Genomic DNA, 19,261 nt, shown 5'->3' with positions numbered 1-19,261 from the left:
TTATCATTTTCCCGTCGTTGTGGGCTTGCGGCGCGCCTGCGCGACCGCCGCGCAGGCGCATTTCCCGGCAAGGTCGAATCGGCGATAATGCGCTGCTGCGGATCACCGGAGCACGCCCATGCCCATCCCCGAGACCGATTCAGCTGACGACAAGGACCAGCCGCTGCGCGCCGACATCCGCCTGCTCGGCCGCCTGCTCGGAGACACGGTGCGCGAGCAGGAAGGGGAAGCGGTGTTCGCGGTCGTCGAACGCATTCGCCAAGCCTCGGTGCGCTTCGACCGGGAGAGCGCCCGGGAAGACGCACTACCGGCCGTCGCTCCGGCAGACGAAGCCAGCCGCGCGGAGCTCGCGCAGCTGCTCAACAAGCTGCCGCGCGAGACGATGCTGTCGGTCGTCCGCGCCTTCAGCTACTTCCTGCATCTGGCGAACATCGCCGAGGACCAGCACCACATCCGTCGCCGGCGCGCGCACGAGCTGCAGGGGTCGCCGGCGCGTGAAGGCAGCCTCGAACATTCGCTGGCACGCGTCGTCGCGGCCGGCGTACCGCTCGCGCGCCTGCGTGAATTCTTCACCGTCGCCCAAGTCTCGCCGGTGCTCACCGCGCACCCGACCGAGGTCAGCCGCAAGAGCATCCTGCAGGCGCAGCACGAGATCGCGCGCCTGCTCGACGGCCGCGACCGCATGCAGCTCACCGCCGGCGAACGCGCCGACAACGAGCGCTCGCTGCGGCGCGCGGTGCTGACGCTGTGGCGGACGCGGATGCTGCGCCCCAGCCGACTGGCGGTGGTCGACGAGATCAACAACGGCATCAGCCACTACGAGTCGACCTTCTTCAGCGAACTGCCGCGCCTCTATGGCGAGCTCGAGGAGCTGCTGGCGCGCAGCTTTCCCGGAGAAGACTGGGACCTGCCGCCCTTCCTGCGCATCGGCAGCTGGATCGGTGGCGACCGCGACGGCAATCCCTTCGTCACCGCCGACATCCTGCGCAGCGCGCTCAGGCTACAGTCGGCGGCAGTATTCGACTTCTACCTGCACGAGGTGCATGCGCTCGGCGGCGAGCTGTCGCTGTCGCAACTGCTCGTTCCGGTGTCGCCCGCGCTCGCGGAACTCGCTGAACGCTCGCCCGACCATTCACCGCACCGTGCCGACGAGCCCTACCGGCGCGCGCTGACCGGCATCTACGCGCGCCTGGCCGCAACCGCGCGCGCGCTCGACCAGCACGCGTCCGAACGCGTGCCGCTCGGCGCAGCGCCCCCCTACGCCGACAGCGCCGACTTTCTCGCCGACCTGGGAACGATCGCCGCCTCGCTGCGCGAGCACGGCGCCGCGCTGCTCGCCGACGGCCGCCTGCGCCGGCTACGACGCGCCGTGCAGGTGTTCGGCTTCCACCTGGCGCCGCTCGACCTGCGCCAGAACTCGGACGTGCACGAGCGCTGCGTCGCCGAACTGCTGGCGAGCGCCGGACGGCTGCCGACGCCCGACGCTTACAGCAGGCTCGGCGAGGAGGAGCGGATCGCGCTGCTCGCCGCCGAGATCGCCAGCCCGCGCCCCCTCTACTCGCCGCTGCTCGCCGGCGTCGAACTGTCGCGCGCGACCGCCGACGAACTGGCGATCTTCTTCGCCGCCCGCGAGTTGCGCGCGCGCTACGGCGCCGCAGCACTGCCGAATGTCATCATCTCGAAGACCGACGGCGCCTCCGACCTGCTCGAAGTCGCGCTGCTGCTCAAGGAGGCCGGGCTGCTCGTTGCCGGGGAGACCCCGTCGCTGGCGATGAACATCATCCCGCTGTTCGAGACCATCGACGACCTGCGCCGCAGCGCCGCAGTGATGGCGCAGCTGTTCGCGCTCCCCGTCTGGCGTGCCCTGATCGCCTCGCGCGACGACGAGCAGGAGGTGATGCTCGGCTATTCGGACAGCAACAAGGACGGTGGCTTCCTCACCTCGGGCTGGGAACTGTACAAGGCCGAGGTCGCGCTGACCGAGACCTGCGCCCGCCATGGCGTCCGCCTGCGCCTCTTTCATGGCCGCGGCGGTTCGGTCGGTCGTGGCGGCGGCCCCAGCTACCAGGCGATCCTGGCCCAGCCCGACGGCGCCGTTTCCGGCCAGATCCGCATCACCGAGCAGGGCGAGGTGATCGCCTCAAAGTACGCACACCCGGAGGTCGGTCGGCGCAACCTCGAGATCCTGGCGGCGGCGACGCTCGAAGCGACCTTGCTCGCGCGCGAGCAGGAGACCGACCCAGCCCCCTTGCGCGCGGTGATGGAGACGCTGTCGCAGCACGCCTACCGCGCCTACCGCGGCCTCGTGTACGAGACGCCCGGTTTCGACCGCTACTTCCGCGAGTCGACGCCGATATCGGAGATCGCCGAACTCAACATCGGCAGCCGTCCGGCCTCGCGCAAGCCCTCGCAGCGGATCGAGGACCTGCGCGCGATTCCCTGGGTGTTCAGCTGGTCGCAGTGCCGGCTGATGATCCCCGGCTGGTACGGCTTCGGCAGCGCAGTCGAGGCCTTCCTCGCCGGTCATCCCGACGGTCTGGCGACGCTGCGCCGCATGTACCGGTCGTGGCCCTTCTTCCGCTCGCTGCTCTCGAACATGGACATGGTGCTGGCCAAGACCGATATCGGCATCGCCTCGCGCTACGCCGAACTCGTCACCGACCTCGAACTGCGCGACGCGGTGTTCGCGCGCATCGCCGGCGAACACGCGCGCACGCGCCGCCACCTGCTGGCGATCGAGGAGACGGACTGCCTGCTCGCCGACAACCCCTCGCTGCGCCGCTCGATCCGCAACCGCTTCCCCTACATGGACCCGCTCAACCACCTGCAGATCGAACTCCTGCGCCGTCACCGCGAACACGCAGGAGAGATCGACGAACGCGCCCGCCGAGGCATCCACATGACCATCAACGGCATCGCCGCCGGCCTGCGCAACAGCGGCTAGCTTCCCTTCAGCGCCCACCTTCCATCACTTGCGAAAGCCTTTTTCCATGAACCAGCCACATCCCGTGCGCAGTGCCTTCTTCGTTTCCGACAGCACCGCGATCACCGCCGAAACCCTCGGCCACAGCCTGCTCTCCCAGTTCAAGGGAATCAAGTTCAGGCAGACCCGCATCCCCTTCGTGAACAACGAGGAAAAGGCACTCGCTGCCGCCGCACGCATCGCGCAGGCCGCGCGCGAGGACAACGCGCGACCGATCGTTTTCACGACCCTGGTCGAACCGGCGCTGAACGCGATCCTCGACGATTCGCAGGGCTTCTGCGTGCCGCTGCTCGAAACCTTCCTCGCGCCGCTAGAGAACGAGCTGCGCATCGAGTCGACACACACCATCGGCGGTTCGCACTCCTTCACCGAGAACAAGCACTACGAGGACCGTCTCGACGCGATCAACTTCGCGCTCAACCACGACGACGGCATCACCATGGCCGGCATGGAGCAGGCCAACGTGATCCTGGTCGGCGTCTCGCGCTGCGGCAAGACGCCGACCAGCATCTACCTGGCGATGCAGTTCGGCATCAAGGCCGCCAACTACCCGCTGATTCCCGAGGACTTCGAGCGCGGCCGCCTGCCGCAGGGACTCGATCGCTTCCGCCAGCGCATGTTCGGTCTGACCATCCAGCCCGAGCGCCTGCACAAGATCCGCAGCGAGCGGCGCCCGAACAGCCATTACGCGTCGATCGAGAATTGCCGCCGCGAGGTGGCCGAGGCCGAGCGCCTGATGCAGCGCGAGGGAATCCGCTGGCTCGACTCGACCACCAAGTCGATCGAGGAGATCTCGACGACGATCATGCACGAGATCAAGCTCGAGGGCCACGCGTTCTAGCCGCTCCCCGTGACCGGCGCCTGGCTCCGCGGCAGGCGCTGGCGGACCGTCTCGAACAGACAGACCGCAGCCGCCGCCGCGGCATTGAGCGACTCGCTGCCGCCCGGCATCGGGATGGTGAAGTGTGCCCGTGCCGCAGCCGCCGTCGCCGGGCGCACGCCCGCGCCTTCGCTGCCGAAGATCCAGGCCAGCGGCCCCGTCAGGTCGGCGGCGAACAGCGACTGGCCGGCTGCGGGCTCGGTGACGGCAGCCACGCCGCGATAGGCGCCGATGAAGGCGCACAGGTCGGCGTTTTCGAAGAGCTCGAGCGCAAAATGCGCACCCATCCCGGCGCGCAGGGTTTTCGGCGACCAGACCTGAGCGCAGTCGGGCGACAACAGCACCTGGCGGAAACCCGCCGCGGCGGCGCTGCGCAGGATCGAGCCGACGTTGCCCGGATCCTGCACGCCGTCGAGGAGGACGGCATCGGCATCGGGATCGGGCGCGCCAGCCGCTTGCGGCTGGCGGATCAGCGCCATGATGCCGCTCGGCGTGTCGACCGCGGCGAGCTCGGCGAAGAGCGGGGCGGACAGGGCGAGGACCTCGATCGTCGGGTCGAGCGCCGCCAGATGGCGGGCAATCTCGGCGCGGGACGCTCCCTGTTCGCTGACGATCAAGGCTTCCGGCCGGCCGCAGCGCTCGCTGTAAACCTCGATCAGGTGCATGCCGTCGAGCAGCGCGAGCCCTTCGCGGCGGCGTTCGCGAGCGCTCTGCGCCAGCTTCTTCAGCGCCTTGAAGCGCGGGTTATCGCGCGAAACGATGTGTCTGACGGACATGGGCGGGTGTCTCCGCTGGCGGCGCCAGGCTTACAGCAGGTTCAGTTGCGCCACCGGCGCGAAGCTGCGCCGGTGCTCTGGACAAGGCCCGTGGCGGCGCAGCGCAGCGAGGTGCTGCGCGGTCGGGTAGCCCTTGTGCCGGTCGAAAGCGTACTCGGGGTGGCGCTCATGCAGCGCGAGCATCCCTGCATCGCGCACGGTCTTCGCCAGGATCGACGCGGCGGCGATCGGCGCCGAGCGCGCGTCACCGCCGACCAGCGCCTCGGCCGGACAGGGAAGTTGGGGACAGCGGTTGCCGTCGATCAGCGCGCGCTCGGGGGGAACGGCGAGCGCGGCAACGGCGCGCTGCATGGCGAGCAGGCTCGCCTGCAGGACGTTCAGGCGATCGATCTCGGCAACGCTGGCCTCGGCCACCGCCCAGGCAAGCGCCCGTTCGCGGATCAGGAGCGCCAGCGCCTCGCGCTTCTTCGCCGACAACTTCTTCGAGTCGTCGAGTCCGGCGATCGGCCACGCCGGGTCGAGGATGACCGCCGCGGCGACGACGGCACCGGCGAGCGGACCGCGGCCGGCCTCGTCGACGCCACAGACGAGGCCGGCGGGAACGATCAGCTCAGCCATGCGTGGCCGGCAGGCAGTCGATGATCGCCTGCGCCGCCTTCTCGGCGGTGTTCTGGCGCAACTGCAGGTGGATGCCGCGAAACACCTCGCCGATGCGCGCCGCGGTCTCGCGGTCGGCGAAGAGATTGAGCAGGGCCTGCGCCAGATTCTCGGGCGTGGCATCGTCCTGGATGAACTCCGGGACGACGAAGCGGCCGGCGAGCACGTTCGGCAGCCCGACGTAGGGCAGATAACCCCTGCCTTTCATCAGCCGGTACGAGAGTGGCGACATGCGGTAGGCGATGGCCATCGGCCGCTTGAGCAGCGCCGCTTCCAGGGTCGCCGTTCCGCTGGCGACGAGGACCACGTCGGCAGCGGCCATGGCGTCGTGCGCATGACCGAAGAGCAGGCGCAGCGGCAGGTCGTGCGCCTCGCAGCGATAGATCGCCTGCTCGAACATGAGCCGCGTCTCGCGCGTCGCCAGCGGCACGAGGAAGAGCGCATCCGGCAGCTTCTCGGCGATCCTGCGCGCGGTGCGGATGAAGATGTCGGCCATGTACTGCAATTCGGACTGACGGCTTCCGGGCAGCAGCGCGAACACCGGTTGCATGGCCGGGATCTCCAGCAACTCGCGCGCGCCGACGCGCCCGTCCTCGACCGGCAGGACGTCGGCGAGCGGATGCCCGACGTAGCTCACCGGAATCTGCCGCGCCTCGTAGAGCGCCGGTTCGAACGGGAACAGGGCGAGCACGCGGTTGACCGCCGCGGCGATCTTGCGGATGCGCTCGCCGCGCCAGGCCCAGATCGACGGACTGACGTAGTGCACCGTGGTGATGCCGCGCTCCTTCAGCGCCTGCTCCAGCCCGAGGTTGAAATCGGGCGCGTCGACGCCGATGAAGACGTCGGGGCGATGGCCGTCGTCGGCGAGCAGACGACGGCGCAGTTCGCTACGGATCCCGGCGATCTCGGGGTAATGGCGCAACGCATCGACGTAGCCGAGCACGGCCAGCTTTTCCAGCGGATACCAGGCGTCGAAGCCTTGCGCCTCCATCTTCGGCCCGCCGATGCCGTAGAAGACGGCATCGGGCAGGCGCGCGCGCAGCGCGGCGATCAGGTGACTCGCCAGCAGATCGCCCGACGCCTCGCCGGCGACCATGGCGATGCGCACGGCGGTCATCGGATGATGCCGCGCTTCGAGGCTGCGAGAAAGTCCAGAATCGGCCGGATTTCCGGGTGCGCTACGGCATCCTGCTCGAGCTTGGCGCGCGCCTCTTCGAGGCGCAGGCCGGACTTGTACAACGTGCGGTAGGCACGCTTCAGGGCCAGCAGCGCGTCGGCAGAGAAGCCGCGGCGCTTCAGTCCTTCGCTGTTGATGCCGAACGGGCTGGCGGTGTTGCCGGCGGCGGTGACGTAGGGCGGGATGTCCTGCAGGACGACCGTGCCGACCGCGGTCATGCAGTGCGCGCCGACGCGGCAGAACTGGTGCACGCCGGTGAAACCGCCGAGGATCGCCCAGTCGTCGACATGGACATGGCCGGCCAGCTGCGAGTTGTTGGCGAAGATGGTCCTGTTGCCGACCCGGCAATCGTGCGCGATGTGCACGTAGGCCATGATCCAGTTGTCGTCGCCGATGCGCGTGACGCCCTCGTCCTGCGTGGTGCCGACGTTGAAGGTGCAGAACTCGCGGATGGTGTTGCGGTCGCCGATCTCCAGCCGCGTCGGCTCGCCCGCGTACTTCTTGTCCTGCGGGACTTCACCGAGCGAGGCAAACTGGAAGATGCGGTTATCGCGGCCGATGCGCGTGTGACCGCTGATGACGACGTGCGGACCGACGCTGGTGCCGTCGCCGATCTCGACGTCGGGGCCGATGATCGAATAAGCACCGATGCTGACATTCTGGCCGATACGGGCACCCGGATCGACGATGGCGCTAGGGTGAATCATGTGCTCCCCCACCCGCTCAGGCGACGGCGCGCTGCGCGCACATCAGTTCGGCCTCGGCGGCGACCTGGCCGTCCACGCGCGCGACGGCACGATACTTCCAGATGCCGCGCATGTTGCGCACGATCTCGACGTGCAGGTCGAGGCGGTCACCCGCGGAGACCGGACGCTTGAAACGGGCACCGTCGATGCCGACGAAGTAGAACACCGAATCGTTGTCGGGCTTGGCCCCCATCGTCTTGAACGAGAGGATCCCGGCCGCCTGCGCCAGCGCTTCCATGATCAGCACGCCCGGCATCACCGGGTGATGCGGGAAGTGACCGACGAAGAACGGCTCGTTGATGGTCACGTTCTTGTAGGCATGGATCTTCTCGCCCGGCGTGAAGTCGACCACACGATCGACCAGCAGGAAGGGATAGCGGTGCGGCAGGTGTTCGAGGATTTCCTTGATTTCCATTGAGTTCAAGCTGGTTGCTCCGTCAGCGCGGGATCGAGGCGATCGTCCGCAGTCTTCATTCAGTGGTGTCGGTCCCGGGAGCGGCGCTGCGGGGAGCGGCTGCGATCAGGCGGGCGAGGTTCTTTTCGAGTTCGGCGACGCGATCGGCAAGCGTCGCCAGGCGGCGGATCTGCGCCGCGTTGTGCAGCCAGTCGGCGTGCGGCTCCAGCGGATAGATCGCGGTGTATTGCCCGGGCTTCTTCAGGCTCTTGCTCACCATCGACCCGGCCGAGACGTGCGTGTCGTCGGCGAGTTCGAGGTGGCCGAGGATCATGCCGGCGCCGCCGACCGTACAGCGCTTGCCGATCTTCGCACTGCCGGCGATGCCGACGCAGCCGGCCATCGCCGAATGCTCGCCGATCACCACGTTGTGCGCGACCTGGATCTGGTTGTCCAGCTTGACCCCGTCGCCGATCACGGTGTCGTCGAGCGCGCCGCGGTCGATCGAGGTGTTGGCGCCGACCTCGACGTCGTCGCCGATGATCACGCGGCCGATCTGCGGGATCTTGATCCAGCGCTCGCCGTCCCTGGCGAAGCCGAAGCCGTCGCTGCCGATGACGGCACCGGCCTGGATCACCGCGCGCCGGCCGATGCGGCAGTCGCGATAGACGACCACGTTCGGGTAGAGCTGCGAATCGTCACCGATGGCGACGCCGTCGCCGACGACGCAGCCCGGATGGATGACCACGTTCTCACCGATGACGACGTCACGGCCGACCACCGCGTTCTCGCCGACGCTGGCCGAGGCCGGCAGTTCCGAATGCACGACCGCCGACGGATGCACACCGCGCGCACGCTGCGGCGGCGGATTGAGCAGCGCGACCACGCGCGCGTAACAGACGTAGGGGTTCGCGTGGATCAGCCGCGGCAGCGTCGTGTCGTCGGCAAACTGCGGCGGCACGATCACCGCCGTCGCGCGTGTCGTCCGCAACTGCTGGCGGTACTTGGCACCGACGAGAAAGGCGATCTGCCCGGGCTCGGCCGAGGCCAGGGCGGCCACCTGATGGACCAGCACCGAGCCATCGCCGGCGAGTTGTGCGCCCAGCCGCTCGGCGAGCGCGTCGAGACGCATTCCTCCTTGCACTTGCACTCCGCTTACTTGGCGTCCCTGCCTTCCGACAGCGCCTTGATCACCTTGTCGGTGACGTCGAGACGCGGGCTGACCCAGACCACGTCCTGCAGGATCAGATCGTATTTCTCGCTCTCGGCGATCTGCTTGATCGCCTTGTTCGCCTTCTCGATGATGGCGGCGTTTTCCTCGTTCTGGCGCAGGTTGAGGTCCTCGCGGAACTCACGCTGCTTGCGCTGGAATTCGCGCGACAGTTCGTTGAGTTCCTTTTCCTTGGCGCGCCGTTCCGAATCGGCCATCGTCACCGCGTTCTTCTCGAGGTTTTCCTGCATCGACTGCAGTTGCTTGGCGACGCGCTGCAACTCCTGGTCACGCCTGGAGAACTCCTGCTCGATCTTCTTTCCTGCCTTCTGCGCCGCCGGGGCATCGCGGAAGATGCGCTGGGTATTGACGTAGCCGATCTTCAACTGGTCCGAGGCGAACGAGTAGGAAGCGGGCAGCGACACGGCCAGCGCCAGCAACAACGTGGAAATTTTCTTGTTCAAGCTGTTTCTCCCCGATTAAAAGGTCGTTCCCATCTGGAACTGAAAACGTTGCAGTCTATCACCGTCCTTGCTGTTGAGCGGCTGGGCGATGCTGAATTTGAGCGGGCCGAGCGGCGAGGTCCATACCGCAGAGATACCGGTGGAGGTGCGCAGGTCGCCGACCGCCATCTTGTCCTCCTTGTCCCAGACCCAGCCGGCGTCGAAGAACGCGCCGAGGCGGAAGGACTTGTCGACACCGAGGCCGGGCAGCGGGAACAGCAGTTCAGAATTGAAGACCAGGCGCTTGTTGCCGCCTGTACGCTGATCGGAGACCACGCCATTCACAGTATCGCGCGGGCCGAGGCTCGCCGTGTCATAGCCGCGCACCGAAGTGACGCCGCCTGCGTAGAAGCGCTTGTAGAAGGGAACGCTCTGGCCGCCGTAGCCGTCGGCGTAACCCGCTTCGCCGTTCAGCATCAGCGTGAAGGTCTTGCTCAGCGGGAAATAGCGCTGATGCTGGTAGGTGGCGCGATAGTAGTGCAGCGAGCCGCCCGGTACCGCGACTTCGAGCCCCGCGCGCTGGATGCCGCCGCGGGTCGGGTAGATCACGCTGTCCTTGGTGTCGGAGGTCCAGCCGACCGTAGCCGGCAGGCTGATGTTGCTCTCGCCGAACTCCTTGACGAAGTCGAGGTAGCGCTGCGGGCTGTCTTCGTAGGTGGTCACCTTCGTGTTGTCGATGCCGAAGCCGACCGAGATCGACTCCTTCTCGGCGATCGGGAAACCGAAGCGGATGCCGCCGCCCATCGAACTCGTCTTGTAGCGATACGAGAGCGACAGGGGGTTGAGGTTGCGCTGATAGAGGTCGAAACCCTGGCTGATGCCGTCGACGGTGAAATACGGGTCGGTGTAGGACAGGCTGATGTTGCGGTTGAGCTTGCCGGTGTTGAGCTGGAGGGAAGCGAACTTGCCCGAACCGAACAGGTTGGCCTGCGAGATGCCGCCCGACAGGATCACCTTCTCGGCGCTGGAGAAACCGGCGCCGAGCGAGATGGTGCCGGTCGACTTCTCGACGACCTTGAGGTTCACGTCGACCTGGTCGTTGGTTCCCGGAACCGGCGGCGTCTCGACGCTGACCTCACTGAAGTAGTTGGTCTTGTCCACGCGCTGACGCGACAGCTGGACGCGGTCGGCGTCGTACCAGCCGCCCTCCATCTGCCGCATCTCGCGGCGGATGACCTGGTCGGCGGTCTTGGTGTTGCCGACCACGTTGATGCGACGGACGTAGGCGCGCTTGCCCGGATCGACGAAGATGGTGAAGGCGACCTGGCGTTTTTCCTTGTCCACGTCGGGCGCCGCATTGACGTTGGCGAAGGCATAGCCGAGCGCACCGAGGCGGTCTGAGATGGCCTTGCTGCTCTCGTTCAGTTTCTCGCGCGAGAACACGTCACCCGGCTTGATCTGCACGGCCTTGCGGAATTCCTCTTCAGACAGCAGCAGGTCGCCGGCGAGCTTCACCGACGAGACCATGTAGCGCTCGCCCTCGTTCACGCTGACCGTGATGTAGATGTCCTTCTTGTCCGGACTGATCGACACCTGCGTGGACTCGACGTTGAATTCGAGGTAGCCGCGATTGAGGTAGAAGGAGCGCAGCGACTCGAGGTCGGCCGACAGCTTCTGCTTCGAGTACTGGTCGTTCTTGGTGTACCAGCTGATCCAGTTCGGCGTCTGCAGCTGGAAGACGTCGAGCAGTTCCTTCTCCGCAAAGGCCTTGGCGCCGACCAGGTTGATCTGCTTGATCTTGGCCGCCTCGCCCTCGCTGATGCTGAAGTTGATCGCCACCCGGTTACGCTCGAGCGGCGTCACCGTGGTCGTGATCGCGACGCTGTACTTGCCACGCGACAGGTATTGCCGCTTCAGTTCCTGCTCGGCCTTGTCCAGCGTCGCGCGGTCGAAAACGCGCGACTCGGCGATGCCGATCTCCTTCAGGCCCTTCTTCAGCTGGTCCTTGTCGAATTCCTTCAGGCCGACGAAGTCGATCTGCGCGATCGCCGGACGCTCCTCGACGACGACGATGAGCACGTCACCCTCGACCTCGATGCGCACGTCCTTGAAGAAACCGGTCGCAAAAAGCGCCTTGATCGACTGCGCGGCCTTCTCGTCGCTCATCGTCTCGCCGACCTTGACCGGCAGATAGCTGAAGACGGTGCCCGCCTCGGTGCGCTGGATGCCCTCGACGCGAATGTCCTTGACGGTGAAGGCCTCGAAAGCGAAGGTACCGGACGCGGAGAGCGCAGCAATCAAGCCTGCGACCATTTTTTTGTTCATAAGATTAGCCGGAAAGCAATCGAGACAAATCGTTGTAGAAGGCGAACACCATCAGGAGCGCAATCAGCGCGATGCCGATGCGCTGCCCGATTTCCATGGTGCGTTCGGAGAGCGGCGTACCCTTGATAATTTCGGCCAGATAATACAACAAATGCCCGCCGTCCAATATCGGGATGGGCAGCAGGTTGAGCACGCCGAGACTGAGGCTGATCAGCGCGAGAAAGCGCAGGTAATAATCGACGCCCAGTTGCGCCGACTGCCCGGCATAGTTGGCGATCGTCACCGGACCGCTGAGATTGCGCCAGGAAACGTCGCCGGTGAGCATCCGCCCCATCATCACGAGACTGAGTGCGCTCTTGTCCCAGGTCTCGGCGACGGCCTTGCCGAAGGCGACGAGCGGTGGATGACGCACGGTGACGAGCCAGGCCGCACGCGTCGCCTCGTCGGCCAGAACGCCGATGCCGATGCGGCCGACTTCCCTGCCCCTGCGCATTTCACTGCCGACTGCCGCGCGCGTCGAGAACTCGCCGTCGCCACGCAGGAACGTGATGCGCAGGGACTTTCCGGGGGAAACGCGGATCGTGCCGACCACCTCGGCCCAGTCGTCGATGGTCCGCCCGTCGATGGCGACGATGCGGTCACCGACGCGCAGGCCTGCCGAGGCCGCGCCACCGTCGGCCTGCACCTCGCCGATGACTGGGGCCTGCCGTGGCCGCCCGGGAACGAGTCCGATGCGTTCGAGCGCGTCACCCTCCCAAGCCGACTCGCGGACAGCGGCAAGATCGACCCGGCGAACGGCGACGTTCGACTGCTCGTCGATCACTTCGAGTTCGATCGCATCGCGGTCGAGCGACTCGCGCAGCAGCGCCCAGCGCAGGTCCTGCCAGGTGTCGACGGCGACGCCACCGACCTTCAGCACGCGCTCGCCGCGGACGACGCCGGCTGCCGCAGCGGCACTCGCGGCCGGCGGCTCGCCCAGGAAGGGACGTGGCTCCTCGACGCCGTGCCAGAAGAGCGCCCAGTAGAGCACGATCGCGAGCAGGAAATTGGCGGCCGGCCCGGCCGCCGCGATCGCCATCCGCCGCAGCGGTGGCTGCCGGTTGTAGGCACGATGCAACTCGGCCGGCGCCACCTCGCCCTCGCGCTCGTCGAGCATGCGCACGAAGCCACCGAGCGGGATGGCCGAAATCATCCATTCGGTGCCGTCGGCGCCGAAGCGGCGCGACCACAGCGGCTTGCCGAAGCCGATCGAGAAGCTCAGTACCTTGACGCCGAGACGACGTGCCACCCAGTAGTGACCGAACTCGTGGACGAAGACGAGCAGGCCGAGCGCCAGCGCAAAGGCGGCGAGCGTGTGCGGCAGCTGGCTCACGCCACCCCGATCACCGCGGCGCCTGCCGACGCCCTCTCGGCCACGATCTGGCCGGCCAGTTCACGGGCAGCGCGGTCAGCCGCGAGCACCTCGGCCAGCGTCGTCACCTCGCCCGCCGGCAGCGCGTCGAGCACGGTGGCGATCAGCGGCGCGATTTCGGTGAAGCCGATGCGGCCGTCGAGGAAGGCTTCCACCGCGACCTCGTTGGCTGCGTTGAGCGTCGCCGGCGCGCTGCCCCCGGCCTTCAGCGCACGATAGGCGAGCGCCAGGCAGGGGAAACGCGCGAAGTCGGGGCGTTCGAATTCGAGTTGGGCGACGGCGAAGAGGTCGAGCGGCGCCACCCCGGAAGCGATCCGCTCGGGATAGGCGAGCGCGTGCGCGATCGGCGTGCGCATGTCGGGATTGCCGAGTTCGGCGAGTACCGAGCCATCGACGTACTGCACCAGCGAATGCACCACGCTCTGCGGGTGGATCACCACCTGGATGTTCTCGGCAGGGACGTTGAACAGCCAGCGCGCCTCGATCATCTCCAGGCCCTTGTTCATCATCGTCGCCGAATCGACCGAGATCTTGCGCCCCATCGACCACTTCGGGTGCGCGCAGGCTTGGTCCGGCGTCACCGCGACGAGGTCGGCGACCGGCGTCTTGCGGAACGGTCCGCCCGACGCGGTCAAGAGCAGGCCGGAAACGCCGCTCACCGCCATGTCGCCACGGTAATCGGCCGGCAGCGACTGGAAGATCGCGTTGTGCTCGGAATCGATCGGCAAGAGCGTCGCGCCGCTTTCGGCGACGGCGCGGATGAACACCGCGCCAGCCATCACCAGCGCTTCCTTGTTCGCGAGCAGAACCTTCTTGCCGGCACGCACCGCCGCCAGCGTCGGCTCGAGACCGGCGGCGCCGACGATCGCCGCCATCACCGCGTCGACCTCGGGCAGGCTGGCCAGCCGGCAGAGCGCTTCCGGACCATGCTCGACTGCGGTCGTGCAGCCGGCAGCGGCGAGCCTCGTGCGCAGACGCGTGGCCAGTTCTGCGTCGCCGACGACCGCGAAGCGCGGCTGGAACTCGATGCACTGTTCGAACAGCTTGTCGACCTGCCGGTGCGCGCACAGCGCGAGCACGCGGTAGCGTTCGGGATGACGACGGACGACGTCGAGCGTGCTGACGCCGATCGAACCGGTGGAGCCGAGAATGGTGAGCTTCTGCATGGGCTTCTCGCAGGGAGGATTCAGAGCTGTGCCGCCAGCCACACCAACGCGACCAGCGGCAGGGTTGAGGTCAGGCTGTCGATCCGGTCGAGCACGCCGCCGTGGCCGGGCAGCACGTTGCTGCTGTCCTTCAGCCCGGCCTGGCGCTTCAGGAGCGACTCGAACAGGTCGCCGACGACGCTGACCACGGTCAGCGCGAGCATAACGAGCACGAGGCGCGCGGGCGAATCGCGCAGCGCCGGCGGCAGGTGGTCGGCGAGCAGGAAACCGTAGGCGAGGACCGCGATGGCGGCGCCGGCAGCGCCTTCCCAGGTCTTGCCGGGGCTGATCGAAGGCGCCAGCTTGTGCCTGCCGAAGGCACGTCCGCTGAAGTAGGCGGCGATGTCGGCGATCCAGACGATGGCCATGATCCCCAGGAGGAAGAAGCCACCACCGGCGTGCAGGTGCAGCAGGGCGAGCCAGGTGGGCAGGATGACGACGGCGCCGACGGCGACGCCGCCGATGCCGCCCGGCAGCGGCCAGCGCTTCGCCATCCATGCCGGCACCAGCAGGAGCCAGAAAGCGACTGCCGGCAGGTAGAACCAGCGCGCGAACTCCCAGGCGCTGGCGAGCGGGAAGAAGTCGCCGAGACCGAGCGCCTCGGGAAAGACGAAGGCCAGGGCGTCGCACAGCACCAGGGTGGCGACGCCGAAACCGATCCGCGCCGGCGCCGACCAGCGCAGCAGCGCGCCCCACTCCCAGGCGGCGAGCGCGGCGACCAAGGCCGCCACCGCCGCCCAGCCGAAAGGCGGCAGCGCGAACAGCGCGGACAGGAAAGCGGCGAGGAGGAAGACCGCGGTGATGACCCGCGTCTTAAGCATGAATACGGTTTTCCTTGGGCGGTTCGTCTGCAGCGCCGGGCGCCGCCGGCGCTGCGTCAGCCGCGGGCTGGGTCGCCGCGAGTTGCTCGCTGGTCCTGCCGAAGCGCCGTTCGCGCTTGCGGTAGGAGGCGATCGCCGCGTCGAAGGCCGCCACGCCGAAGTCCGGCCAGACCGTGTCGATGAAGTAGAACTCCGTGTAGGCGAGTTGCCAGAGCAGGAAGTTGCTGATCCGCTCCTCGCCGCCGGTGCGGATGAAGAGGTCGGGCTCGGGCGCGTAGGCCATCGACAGGTAGGGCGCGAGGTCGTCTTCCTGCCACTTGCCGAGCCGCTCCGGATGCGCCTCGGCGAGGCGGTTGGCAGCCTGCAGGATGTCCCAGCGACCACCGTAGTTGGCAGCGATGGTCAGCGTCAGCCGATCGTTGCCGGCGGTGCGCTCCTCGGCGCTGGCGATCATCGCGCGCAGCGAGTCGTCGAAGCGCGAGAGGTCGCCGACGATCTTCAGCCGCACGCCGTTCTCGTGCATGCGCGCGACCTCGTTGCGCAGCGAGCGGACGAAGAGCTGCATCAGCAGCGTCACTTCCTCTTCCGGACGCCGCCAGTTCTCGGAACTGAAAGCAAACAGCGTAAGGTAGCGGATGCCACGGTCGAGGCAGGTGCGCACCGACTCGCGCACCGCCTCGACACCGCGGTGGTGGCCGGCGACGCGCGGCAGGAAGCGCCGCCGCGCCCAGCGCCCGTTGCCGTCCATGATGATCGCCACATGCTGCGGCACCACGCCAGCCTCGGGAATGGCCTGCGTCGAACTCGTGAATTTCGCCATCGTGGTGCTCCGGTGGGACCGGGCTAAATCGCCATCAGCTCGGCTTCTTTCTGCGTCAGTTGCTTGTCGACTTCGGCAACGAAACGATCGGTCAGTTTCTGCATCTCGTCGTGCGCGCGGCGCTCGTCGTCCTCGGAGATCTCCTTGGCCTTGACCATCTCCTTCAGCTGCGCGAGCGCGTCGCGGCGCAGGTTGCGCAACGCAACCTTGGCGCCCTCGCCTTCGCCCTTGACCACCTTGGTCAGGTCGCGGCGGCGCTCTTCGGTCAGCGCCGGCATCGGCACGCGGATCAGCTCGCCCATCGACGACGGGTTGAGACCGAGGTCGGAATCACGAATGGCGCGCTCGACCTTGCCGGCCATCGCCTTTTCCCAGACCTGGACGCCGAGCGTGCGCGCGTCGATCAGCGTGATGTTGGCGACCTGATTGACCGGCACCGGCGAACCGTAGTATTCCACCTGCACGTGGTCGAGCAGGCCGACATGCGCGCGCCCCGTCCGCACCTTGGCCAGGTCGGTCTTCAGGGCTTCGAGCGTGCGCCCCATCTTGTGCTCGATGCTTTTCTTCAATTCGGCAATAGACATTTTTCTTCCCTCAGCAAACGACCAGCGTACCTTCGTTCTCACCCATGACGACGCGCAGCAGCGCGCCCGGCTTGTAGATCGAAAACACGTTGATCGGCAGGCGCTGGTCGCGGCAGAGCGCAAAGGCGGTGGCGTCCATCACGCCCAGGTTCTGCGCGATCGCCTCGTCGAAACTGATCTGTTCGTAACGTACCGCGTCGGCAAACTTGTTCGGGTCGGCCGAGTAGATGCCATCGACCTTGGTCGCCTTGAGCACGATCTCGGCCCCGATCTCTGCCCCGCGCAGGGCTGCGGCGGTATCGGTGGTGAAGAACGGGTTGCCGGTGCCCGCGGCGAAGATCACCGTGCGCCCCTGTTCGAGGTAGCGGATCGCCTTGCCGCGGATGTACGGCTCGACCACCTGCTCGATGTTGAGCGCGGACTGCACGCGCGAGGCGATGCCCGCGGCGCGCATGGCGTCCTGCAAGGCCAGGCCGTTCATCACGGTCGCCAGCATGCCCATGTAATCGGCCTGGGCACGATCCATTCCGGTCGACGCGTGCGCGAGACCGCGAAAGATGTTGCCACCACCGATGACGACGCCGACCTGCACCCCGAGATCGACCACCGCCTTGATCTCGGCAACGATCTCCGAGATCGTCTGCCGGTTGATTCCGTAGGCGTCGTGACCCATCAGGGCCTCACCCGACAGTTTGAGCAGGATTCGCTTGTACTTTGGCTCGGCCATGCTGGCTCCGGTTATCGTCATGTGGCGTGAAAACTGCTCGGCCGGTCCGGCAGCAACTGCCGGGACCGGCCGGAACGACCTTACTTCTGCGCGGCAGCAGCGGCCTGCGCGGCGACTTCGGCAGCGAAGTCGGTGACCTTCTTCTCGATGCCTTCGCCGACGATGAACAGCGTGAAGCCGGCAACCGACGCCTTCTTCGCCTTCAGGAGTTGCTCGATCGTCTGCTTGCCGTCTTCGGCCTTGACGAAGACCTGGCCGAGCAGGGTCACTTCCTTCAGGAACTTCTGCACCGAACCTTCGGCGATCTTCTCGATCATCGCTTCCGGCTTGCCGGCTTCGCGTGCCTTCTCGATCGCGACGCGACGCTCGGCTTCGATCAGCTCGGCATCCACGCCCGACGCGTCGAGCGCCTTCGGCTTGCCGGCGGCGATGTGCATCGCCAGATCCTTACCGAGCTGCTCGTCACCACCGACGAGGTCGACGAGGACGCCGATCTTGGCCCCGCCGTGGATGTACGAGTAGAGCTGGCCCTTGGCTTCGACGCGGACGAAGCGGCGCAGGGACATGTTCTCGCCGATCTTGCCGACCAGCGCCGAGCGCGTCGATTCGACCGTGCCCTCGCCCAGCGGCAGCGCCGACAGCGCAGCAACGTCGGCCGGGTTGGCGCTGATCACCAGCGCCGCACAGTCGGCGGACAGCTTCAGGAAGTCGTCGTTCTTGGCGACGAAGTCGGTTTCGCAATTGACTTCGAGGATCGCGCCGCAACCGCCGTCGATCGCGATCGCGACGACGCCTTCGGCCGTGACCCGGCTCGCCGCCTTGCTTGCCTTGGTACCGAGCTTGACGCGCAGGATTTCTTCAGCCTTGGCCATGTCGCCGTCGGCTTCGGCCAGCGCCTTCTTGCACTCCATCATCGGCGCGTCGGTCTTCTCGCGCAGTTCCTTGACCATGCCTGCGGTAATTGCCGCCATATTCTTCTCCACTTGCGAACGCGGCCGGGATTGCCGGCCGCGCCAGATTCAGACAGCGGCCGGGCGCCCCGGGGCGCTCAGCGGCCGCGAACTCACGATGCGTCCTTACTCGGCCGCTTCTTCGACTTCGATGAACTCGTCGCCTTCACCGGCGATGATCTCGTGCAGGACCAGGCTGCGGCCTTCGAGGATCGAGTCGGCAACGCCGCGGGCGTACAGGCGGATGGCGCGCGAGGAGTCGTCGTTACCCGGAATGACGTAGTCGATGCCTTCGGGCGAGTGGTTGGTATCGACCACGGCGATCACCGGGATGCCGAGCTTCTTGGCTTCGGTGATGGCGATCTTGTGGTAGCCGACGTCGATGACGAACAGCGCGTCAGGCAGCGTGTTCATTTCCTTGATGCCGCCGATCGACTTCTGCAGCTTTTCGAGTTCGCGTTGATGCACGAGCGCTTCCTTCTTGCCCAGCCGCTCGATCGAGCCGTCTTCGACCTGGGCTTCCATCTCCTTGACGCGCTTGATCGACTGCTTGACCGTCTTGAAGTTGGTCAGCATGCCGCCCAGCCAGCGCTGGTCGACGTAGGGGGCACCGGCGCGCAGCGCTTCTTCGGCGACGATCTCGCGTGCCTGGCGCTTGGTGCCGACGAACAGGATGGTGCCCTTGTTGGCCGCCAGCTTGCGCACGAAGGCCATCGCTTCGTCGTACTTGGCGAGCGTCTTCTCGAGGTTGACGATGTGGATCTTGTTGCGCGCGCCGAAGATGTACTGAGCCATCTTCGGATTCCAGAAACGGGTCTGGTGACCGAAGTGGACACCGGCTTCCAGCATTTGACGCATGGTCGTGGACATACTCGATAACTCCATAAGGGTTGAACCGCCGCTCGTCCCAGTACACCTGCAGTCCGCCGAGGCCGGCGGACACCCTTGAACAGACGAGCGTGCGAGATAGACGCTGCGGCGAAGGCCGCGGCGCCCGCGCACCGACATGGCGCGCATTGAATCTTGCCGACGGGGTGTCAGCAAAACCCGGCGATTGTACCACCGCGAGGGGCACCGACTCAAACCCAAAACGCGGCCTGCGCCAGGAAGCGCTGCGACCGGTCCGGCGGACACGGGAGTCGGTCGCCGAAA

Annotated in this window: 18 protein-coding genes; 2 read left to right on the top strand and 16 right to left on the bottom strand. The window is 66.9% G+C overall.

The features are described from left to right. Positions 1-118: 118 nt before the first annotated feature. Both ppc and ppsR read left to right on the top strand, forming a co-directional pair. Positions 119-2,944 (top strand): phosphoenolpyruvate carboxylase, encoded by a 2,826-nt coding sequence (gene ppc, locus CCR84_RS15695; RefSeq protein WP_201214368.1) that lies wholly within the window; start codon positions 119-121, stop codon positions 2,942-2,944. 46 nt (positions 2,945-2,990) lie between these two features. Next, positions 2,991-3,824: a posphoenolpyruvate synthetase regulatory kinase/phosphorylase PpsR gene (ppsR, locus tag CCR84_RS15690; RefSeq protein ID WP_201214366.1), complete on the top strand. Its 834-nt coding sequence runs from the start codon at positions 2,991-2,993 to the stop codon at positions 3,822-3,824. Here the strand turns inward: ppsR and CCR84_RS15685 are convergent. From CCR84_RS15685 to rpsB, 16 genes are all read right to left on the bottom strand, one after another. Then, positions 3,821-4,639 (bottom strand): TrmH family RNA methyltransferase, encoded by an 819-nt coding sequence (locus CCR84_RS15685; RefSeq protein WP_201214364.1) that lies wholly within the window; start codon positions 4,637-4,639, stop codon positions 3,821-3,823. The genes ppsR and CCR84_RS15685 overlap by 4 nt on opposite strands. A 30-nt stretch (positions 4,640-4,669) precedes the next feature. Beyond that, complete coding sequence (gene rnhB, locus CCR84_RS15680; RefSeq protein WP_201214361.1) at positions 4,670-5,257, bottom strand: ribonuclease HII; 588 nt, start codon at positions 5,255-5,257, stop codon at positions 4,670-4,672. Beyond that, positions 5,250-6,413 carry a lipid-A-disaccharide synthase gene (lpxB, locus tag CCR84_RS15675; protein ID WP_201214358.1) on the bottom strand — a complete coding sequence of 388 codons (1,164 nt, stop codon included), beginning with the start codon at positions 6,411-6,413 and terminating at the stop codon, positions 5,250-5,252. Before lpxB ends, rnhB begins: the two co-directional genes overlap by 8 nt. After that, on the bottom strand, positions 6,410-7,180 hold the full coding sequence (gene lpxA, locus CCR84_RS15670; protein WP_201214355.1) for an acyl-ACP--UDP-N-acetylglucosamine O-acyltransferase: 771 nt from the start codon (positions 7,178-7,180) through the stop codon (positions 6,410-6,412). The genes lpxB and lpxA overlap by 4 nt, the downstream gene beginning before the upstream one ends. A 16-nt stretch (positions 7,181-7,196) precedes the next feature. After that, on the bottom strand, positions 7,197-7,634 hold the full coding sequence (gene fabZ / locus CCR84_RS15665) for a 3-hydroxyacyl-ACP dehydratase FabZ (protein ID WP_201214457.1): 438 nt from the start codon (positions 7,632-7,634) through the stop codon (positions 7,197-7,199). A gap of 55 nt (positions 7,635-7,689) precedes the next feature. Further along, the gene (gene lpxD / locus CCR84_RS15660) at positions 7,690-8,745 is read right to left on the bottom strand and encodes a UDP-3-O-(3-hydroxymyristoyl)glucosamine N-acyltransferase (RefSeq protein ID WP_201214352.1); all 1,056 of its coding nucleotides are present in this window, start codon (positions 8,743-8,745) and stop codon (positions 7,690-7,692) included. 23 nt (positions 8,746-8,768) lie between these two features. Next, complete coding sequence (locus tag CCR84_RS15655; RefSeq protein WP_201214349.1) at positions 8,769-9,287, bottom strand: OmpH/Skp family outer membrane protein; 519 nt, start codon at positions 9,285-9,287, stop codon at positions 8,769-8,771. A 15-nt stretch (positions 9,288-9,302) separates the two neighbouring features. After that, a complete protein-coding gene (bamA, locus tag CCR84_RS15650) occupies positions 9,303-11,591 on the bottom strand; it encodes an outer membrane protein assembly factor BamA (RefSeq protein WP_201214345.1) in 2,289 nt (762 codons plus the stop codon). A gap of 4 nt (positions 11,592-11,595) precedes the next feature. Further along, a complete protein-coding gene (rseP, locus tag CCR84_RS15645) occupies positions 11,596-12,963 on the bottom strand; it encodes an RIP metalloprotease RseP (protein WP_201214342.1) in 1,368 nt (455 codons plus the stop codon). Continuing rightward, a complete protein-coding gene (gene ispC, locus CCR84_RS15640) occupies positions 12,960-14,168 on the bottom strand; it encodes a 1-deoxy-D-xylulose-5-phosphate reductoisomerase (protein ID WP_201214331.1) in 1,209 nt (402 codons plus the stop codon). The genes rseP and ispC overlap by 4 nt, the downstream gene beginning before the upstream one ends. 20 nt (positions 14,169-14,188) lie before the next feature. Beyond that, a complete protein-coding gene (locus CCR84_RS15635; protein ID WP_201214329.1) occupies positions 14,189-15,028 on the bottom strand; it encodes a phosphatidate cytidylyltransferase in 840 nt (279 codons plus the stop codon). Continuing rightward, positions 15,021-15,848: a polyprenyl diphosphate synthase gene (uppS, locus tag CCR84_RS15630; RefSeq protein WP_201214327.1), complete on the bottom strand. Its 828-nt coding sequence runs from the start codon at positions 15,846-15,848 to the stop codon at positions 15,021-15,023. Before uppS ends, CCR84_RS15635 begins: the two co-directional genes overlap by 8 nt. A gap of 23 nt (positions 15,849-15,871) precedes the next feature. Further along, positions 15,872-16,432, bottom strand: a complete 561-nt coding sequence (frr, locus tag CCR84_RS15625; RefSeq protein WP_201214314.1) for a ribosome recycling factor — start codon at positions 16,430-16,432, stop codon at positions 15,872-15,874. A gap of 10 nt (positions 16,433-16,442) precedes the next feature. Next, on the bottom strand, positions 16,443-17,159 hold the full coding sequence (gene pyrH, locus CCR84_RS15620) for a UMP kinase (RefSeq protein ID WP_201214311.1): 717 nt from the start codon (positions 17,157-17,159) through the stop codon (positions 16,443-16,445). A gap of 80 nt (positions 17,160-17,239) precedes the next feature. Further along, positions 17,240-18,130, bottom strand: coding sequence for a translation elongation factor Ts (gene tsf, locus CCR84_RS15615; protein ID WP_201214308.1), 891 nt, complete (start codon positions 18,128-18,130; stop codon positions 17,240-17,242). Positions 18,131-18,235: 105 nt separating this feature from the next. Then, positions 18,236-18,979 carry a 30S ribosomal protein S2 gene (gene rpsB, locus CCR84_RS15610; RefSeq protein ID WP_201214305.1) on the bottom strand — a complete coding sequence of 248 codons (744 nt, stop codon included), beginning with the start codon at positions 18,977-18,979 and terminating at the stop codon, positions 18,236-18,238. Positions 18,980-19,261: the final 282 nt, after the last annotated feature.

The sequence above is a fragment of the Rhodocyclus purpureus genome (assembly GCF_016653115.1).
GTDB lineage: Bacteria > Pseudomonadota > Gammaproteobacteria > Burkholderiales > Rhodocyclaceae > Rhodocyclus > Rhodocyclus purpureus.
Note: the sequence above shows the minus strand (reverse complement) of the source record. Positions and strands in the feature narration are given on the sequence as shown.

Excerpts from the sequence above, each read along its gene's own strand:
- tsf (WP_201214308.1), bottom strand. The coding sequence starts at position 18,130 with ATGGCGGCAATTACCGCAGGCATGGTCAAGGAACTGCGCGAGAAGACC.
- lpxB (WP_201214358.1), bottom strand. The coding sequence starts at position 6,413 with ATGACCGCCGTGCGCATCGCCATGGTCGCCGGCGAGGCGTCGGGCGAT.
- rnhB (WP_201214361.1), bottom strand. The coding sequence starts at position 5,257 with ATGGCTGAGCTGATCGTTCCCGCCGGCCTCGTCTGTGGCGTCGACGAG.
- lpxA (WP_201214355.1), bottom strand. The coding sequence starts at position 7,180 with ATGATTCACCCTAGCGCCATCGTCGATCCGGGTGCCCGTATCGGCCAG.
- bamA (WP_201214345.1), bottom strand. The coding sequence starts at position 11,591 with ATGAACAAAAAAATGGTCGCAGGCTTGATTGCTGCGCTCTCCGCGTCC.
- CCR84_RS15635 (WP_201214329.1), bottom strand. The coding sequence starts at position 15,028 with ATGCTTAAGACGCGGGTCATCACCGCGGTCTTCCTCCTCGCCGCTTTC.
- pyrH (WP_201214311.1), bottom strand. The coding sequence starts at position 17,159 with ATGGCCGAGCCAAAGTACAAGCGAATCCTGCTCAAACTGTCGGGTGAG.
- uppS (WP_201214327.1), bottom strand. The coding sequence starts at position 15,848 with ATGGCGAAATTCACGAGTTCGACGCAGGCCATTCCCGAGGCTGGCGTG.
- fabZ (WP_201214457.1), bottom strand. The coding sequence starts at position 7,634 with ATGGAAATCAAGGAAATCCTCGAACACCTGCCGCACCGCTATCCCTTC.
- ppc (WP_201214368.1), top strand. The coding sequence starts at position 119 with ATGCCCATCCCCGAGACCGATTCAGCTGACGACAAGGACCAGCCGCTG.
- ispC (WP_201214331.1), bottom strand. The coding sequence starts at position 14,168 with ATGCAGAAGCTCACCATTCTCGGCTCCACCGGTTCGATCGGCGTCAGC.
- rpsB (WP_201214305.1), bottom strand. The coding sequence starts at position 18,979 with ATGTCCACGACCATGCGTCAAATGCTGGAAGCCGGTGTCCACTTCGGT.
- frr (WP_201214314.1), bottom strand. The coding sequence starts at position 16,432 with ATGTCTATTGCCGAATTGAAGAAAAGCATCGAGCACAAGATGGGGCGC.
- ppsR (WP_201214366.1), top strand. The coding sequence starts at position 2,991 with ATGAACCAGCCACATCCCGTGCGCAGTGCCTTCTTCGTTTCCGACAGC.
- CCR84_RS15685 (WP_201214364.1), bottom strand. The coding sequence starts at position 4,639 with ATGTCCGTCAGACACATCGTTTCGCGCGATAACCCGCGCTTCAAGGCG.
- lpxD (WP_201214352.1), bottom strand. The coding sequence starts at position 8,745 with ATGCGTCTCGACGCGCTCGCCGAGCGGCTGGGCGCACAACTCGCCGGC.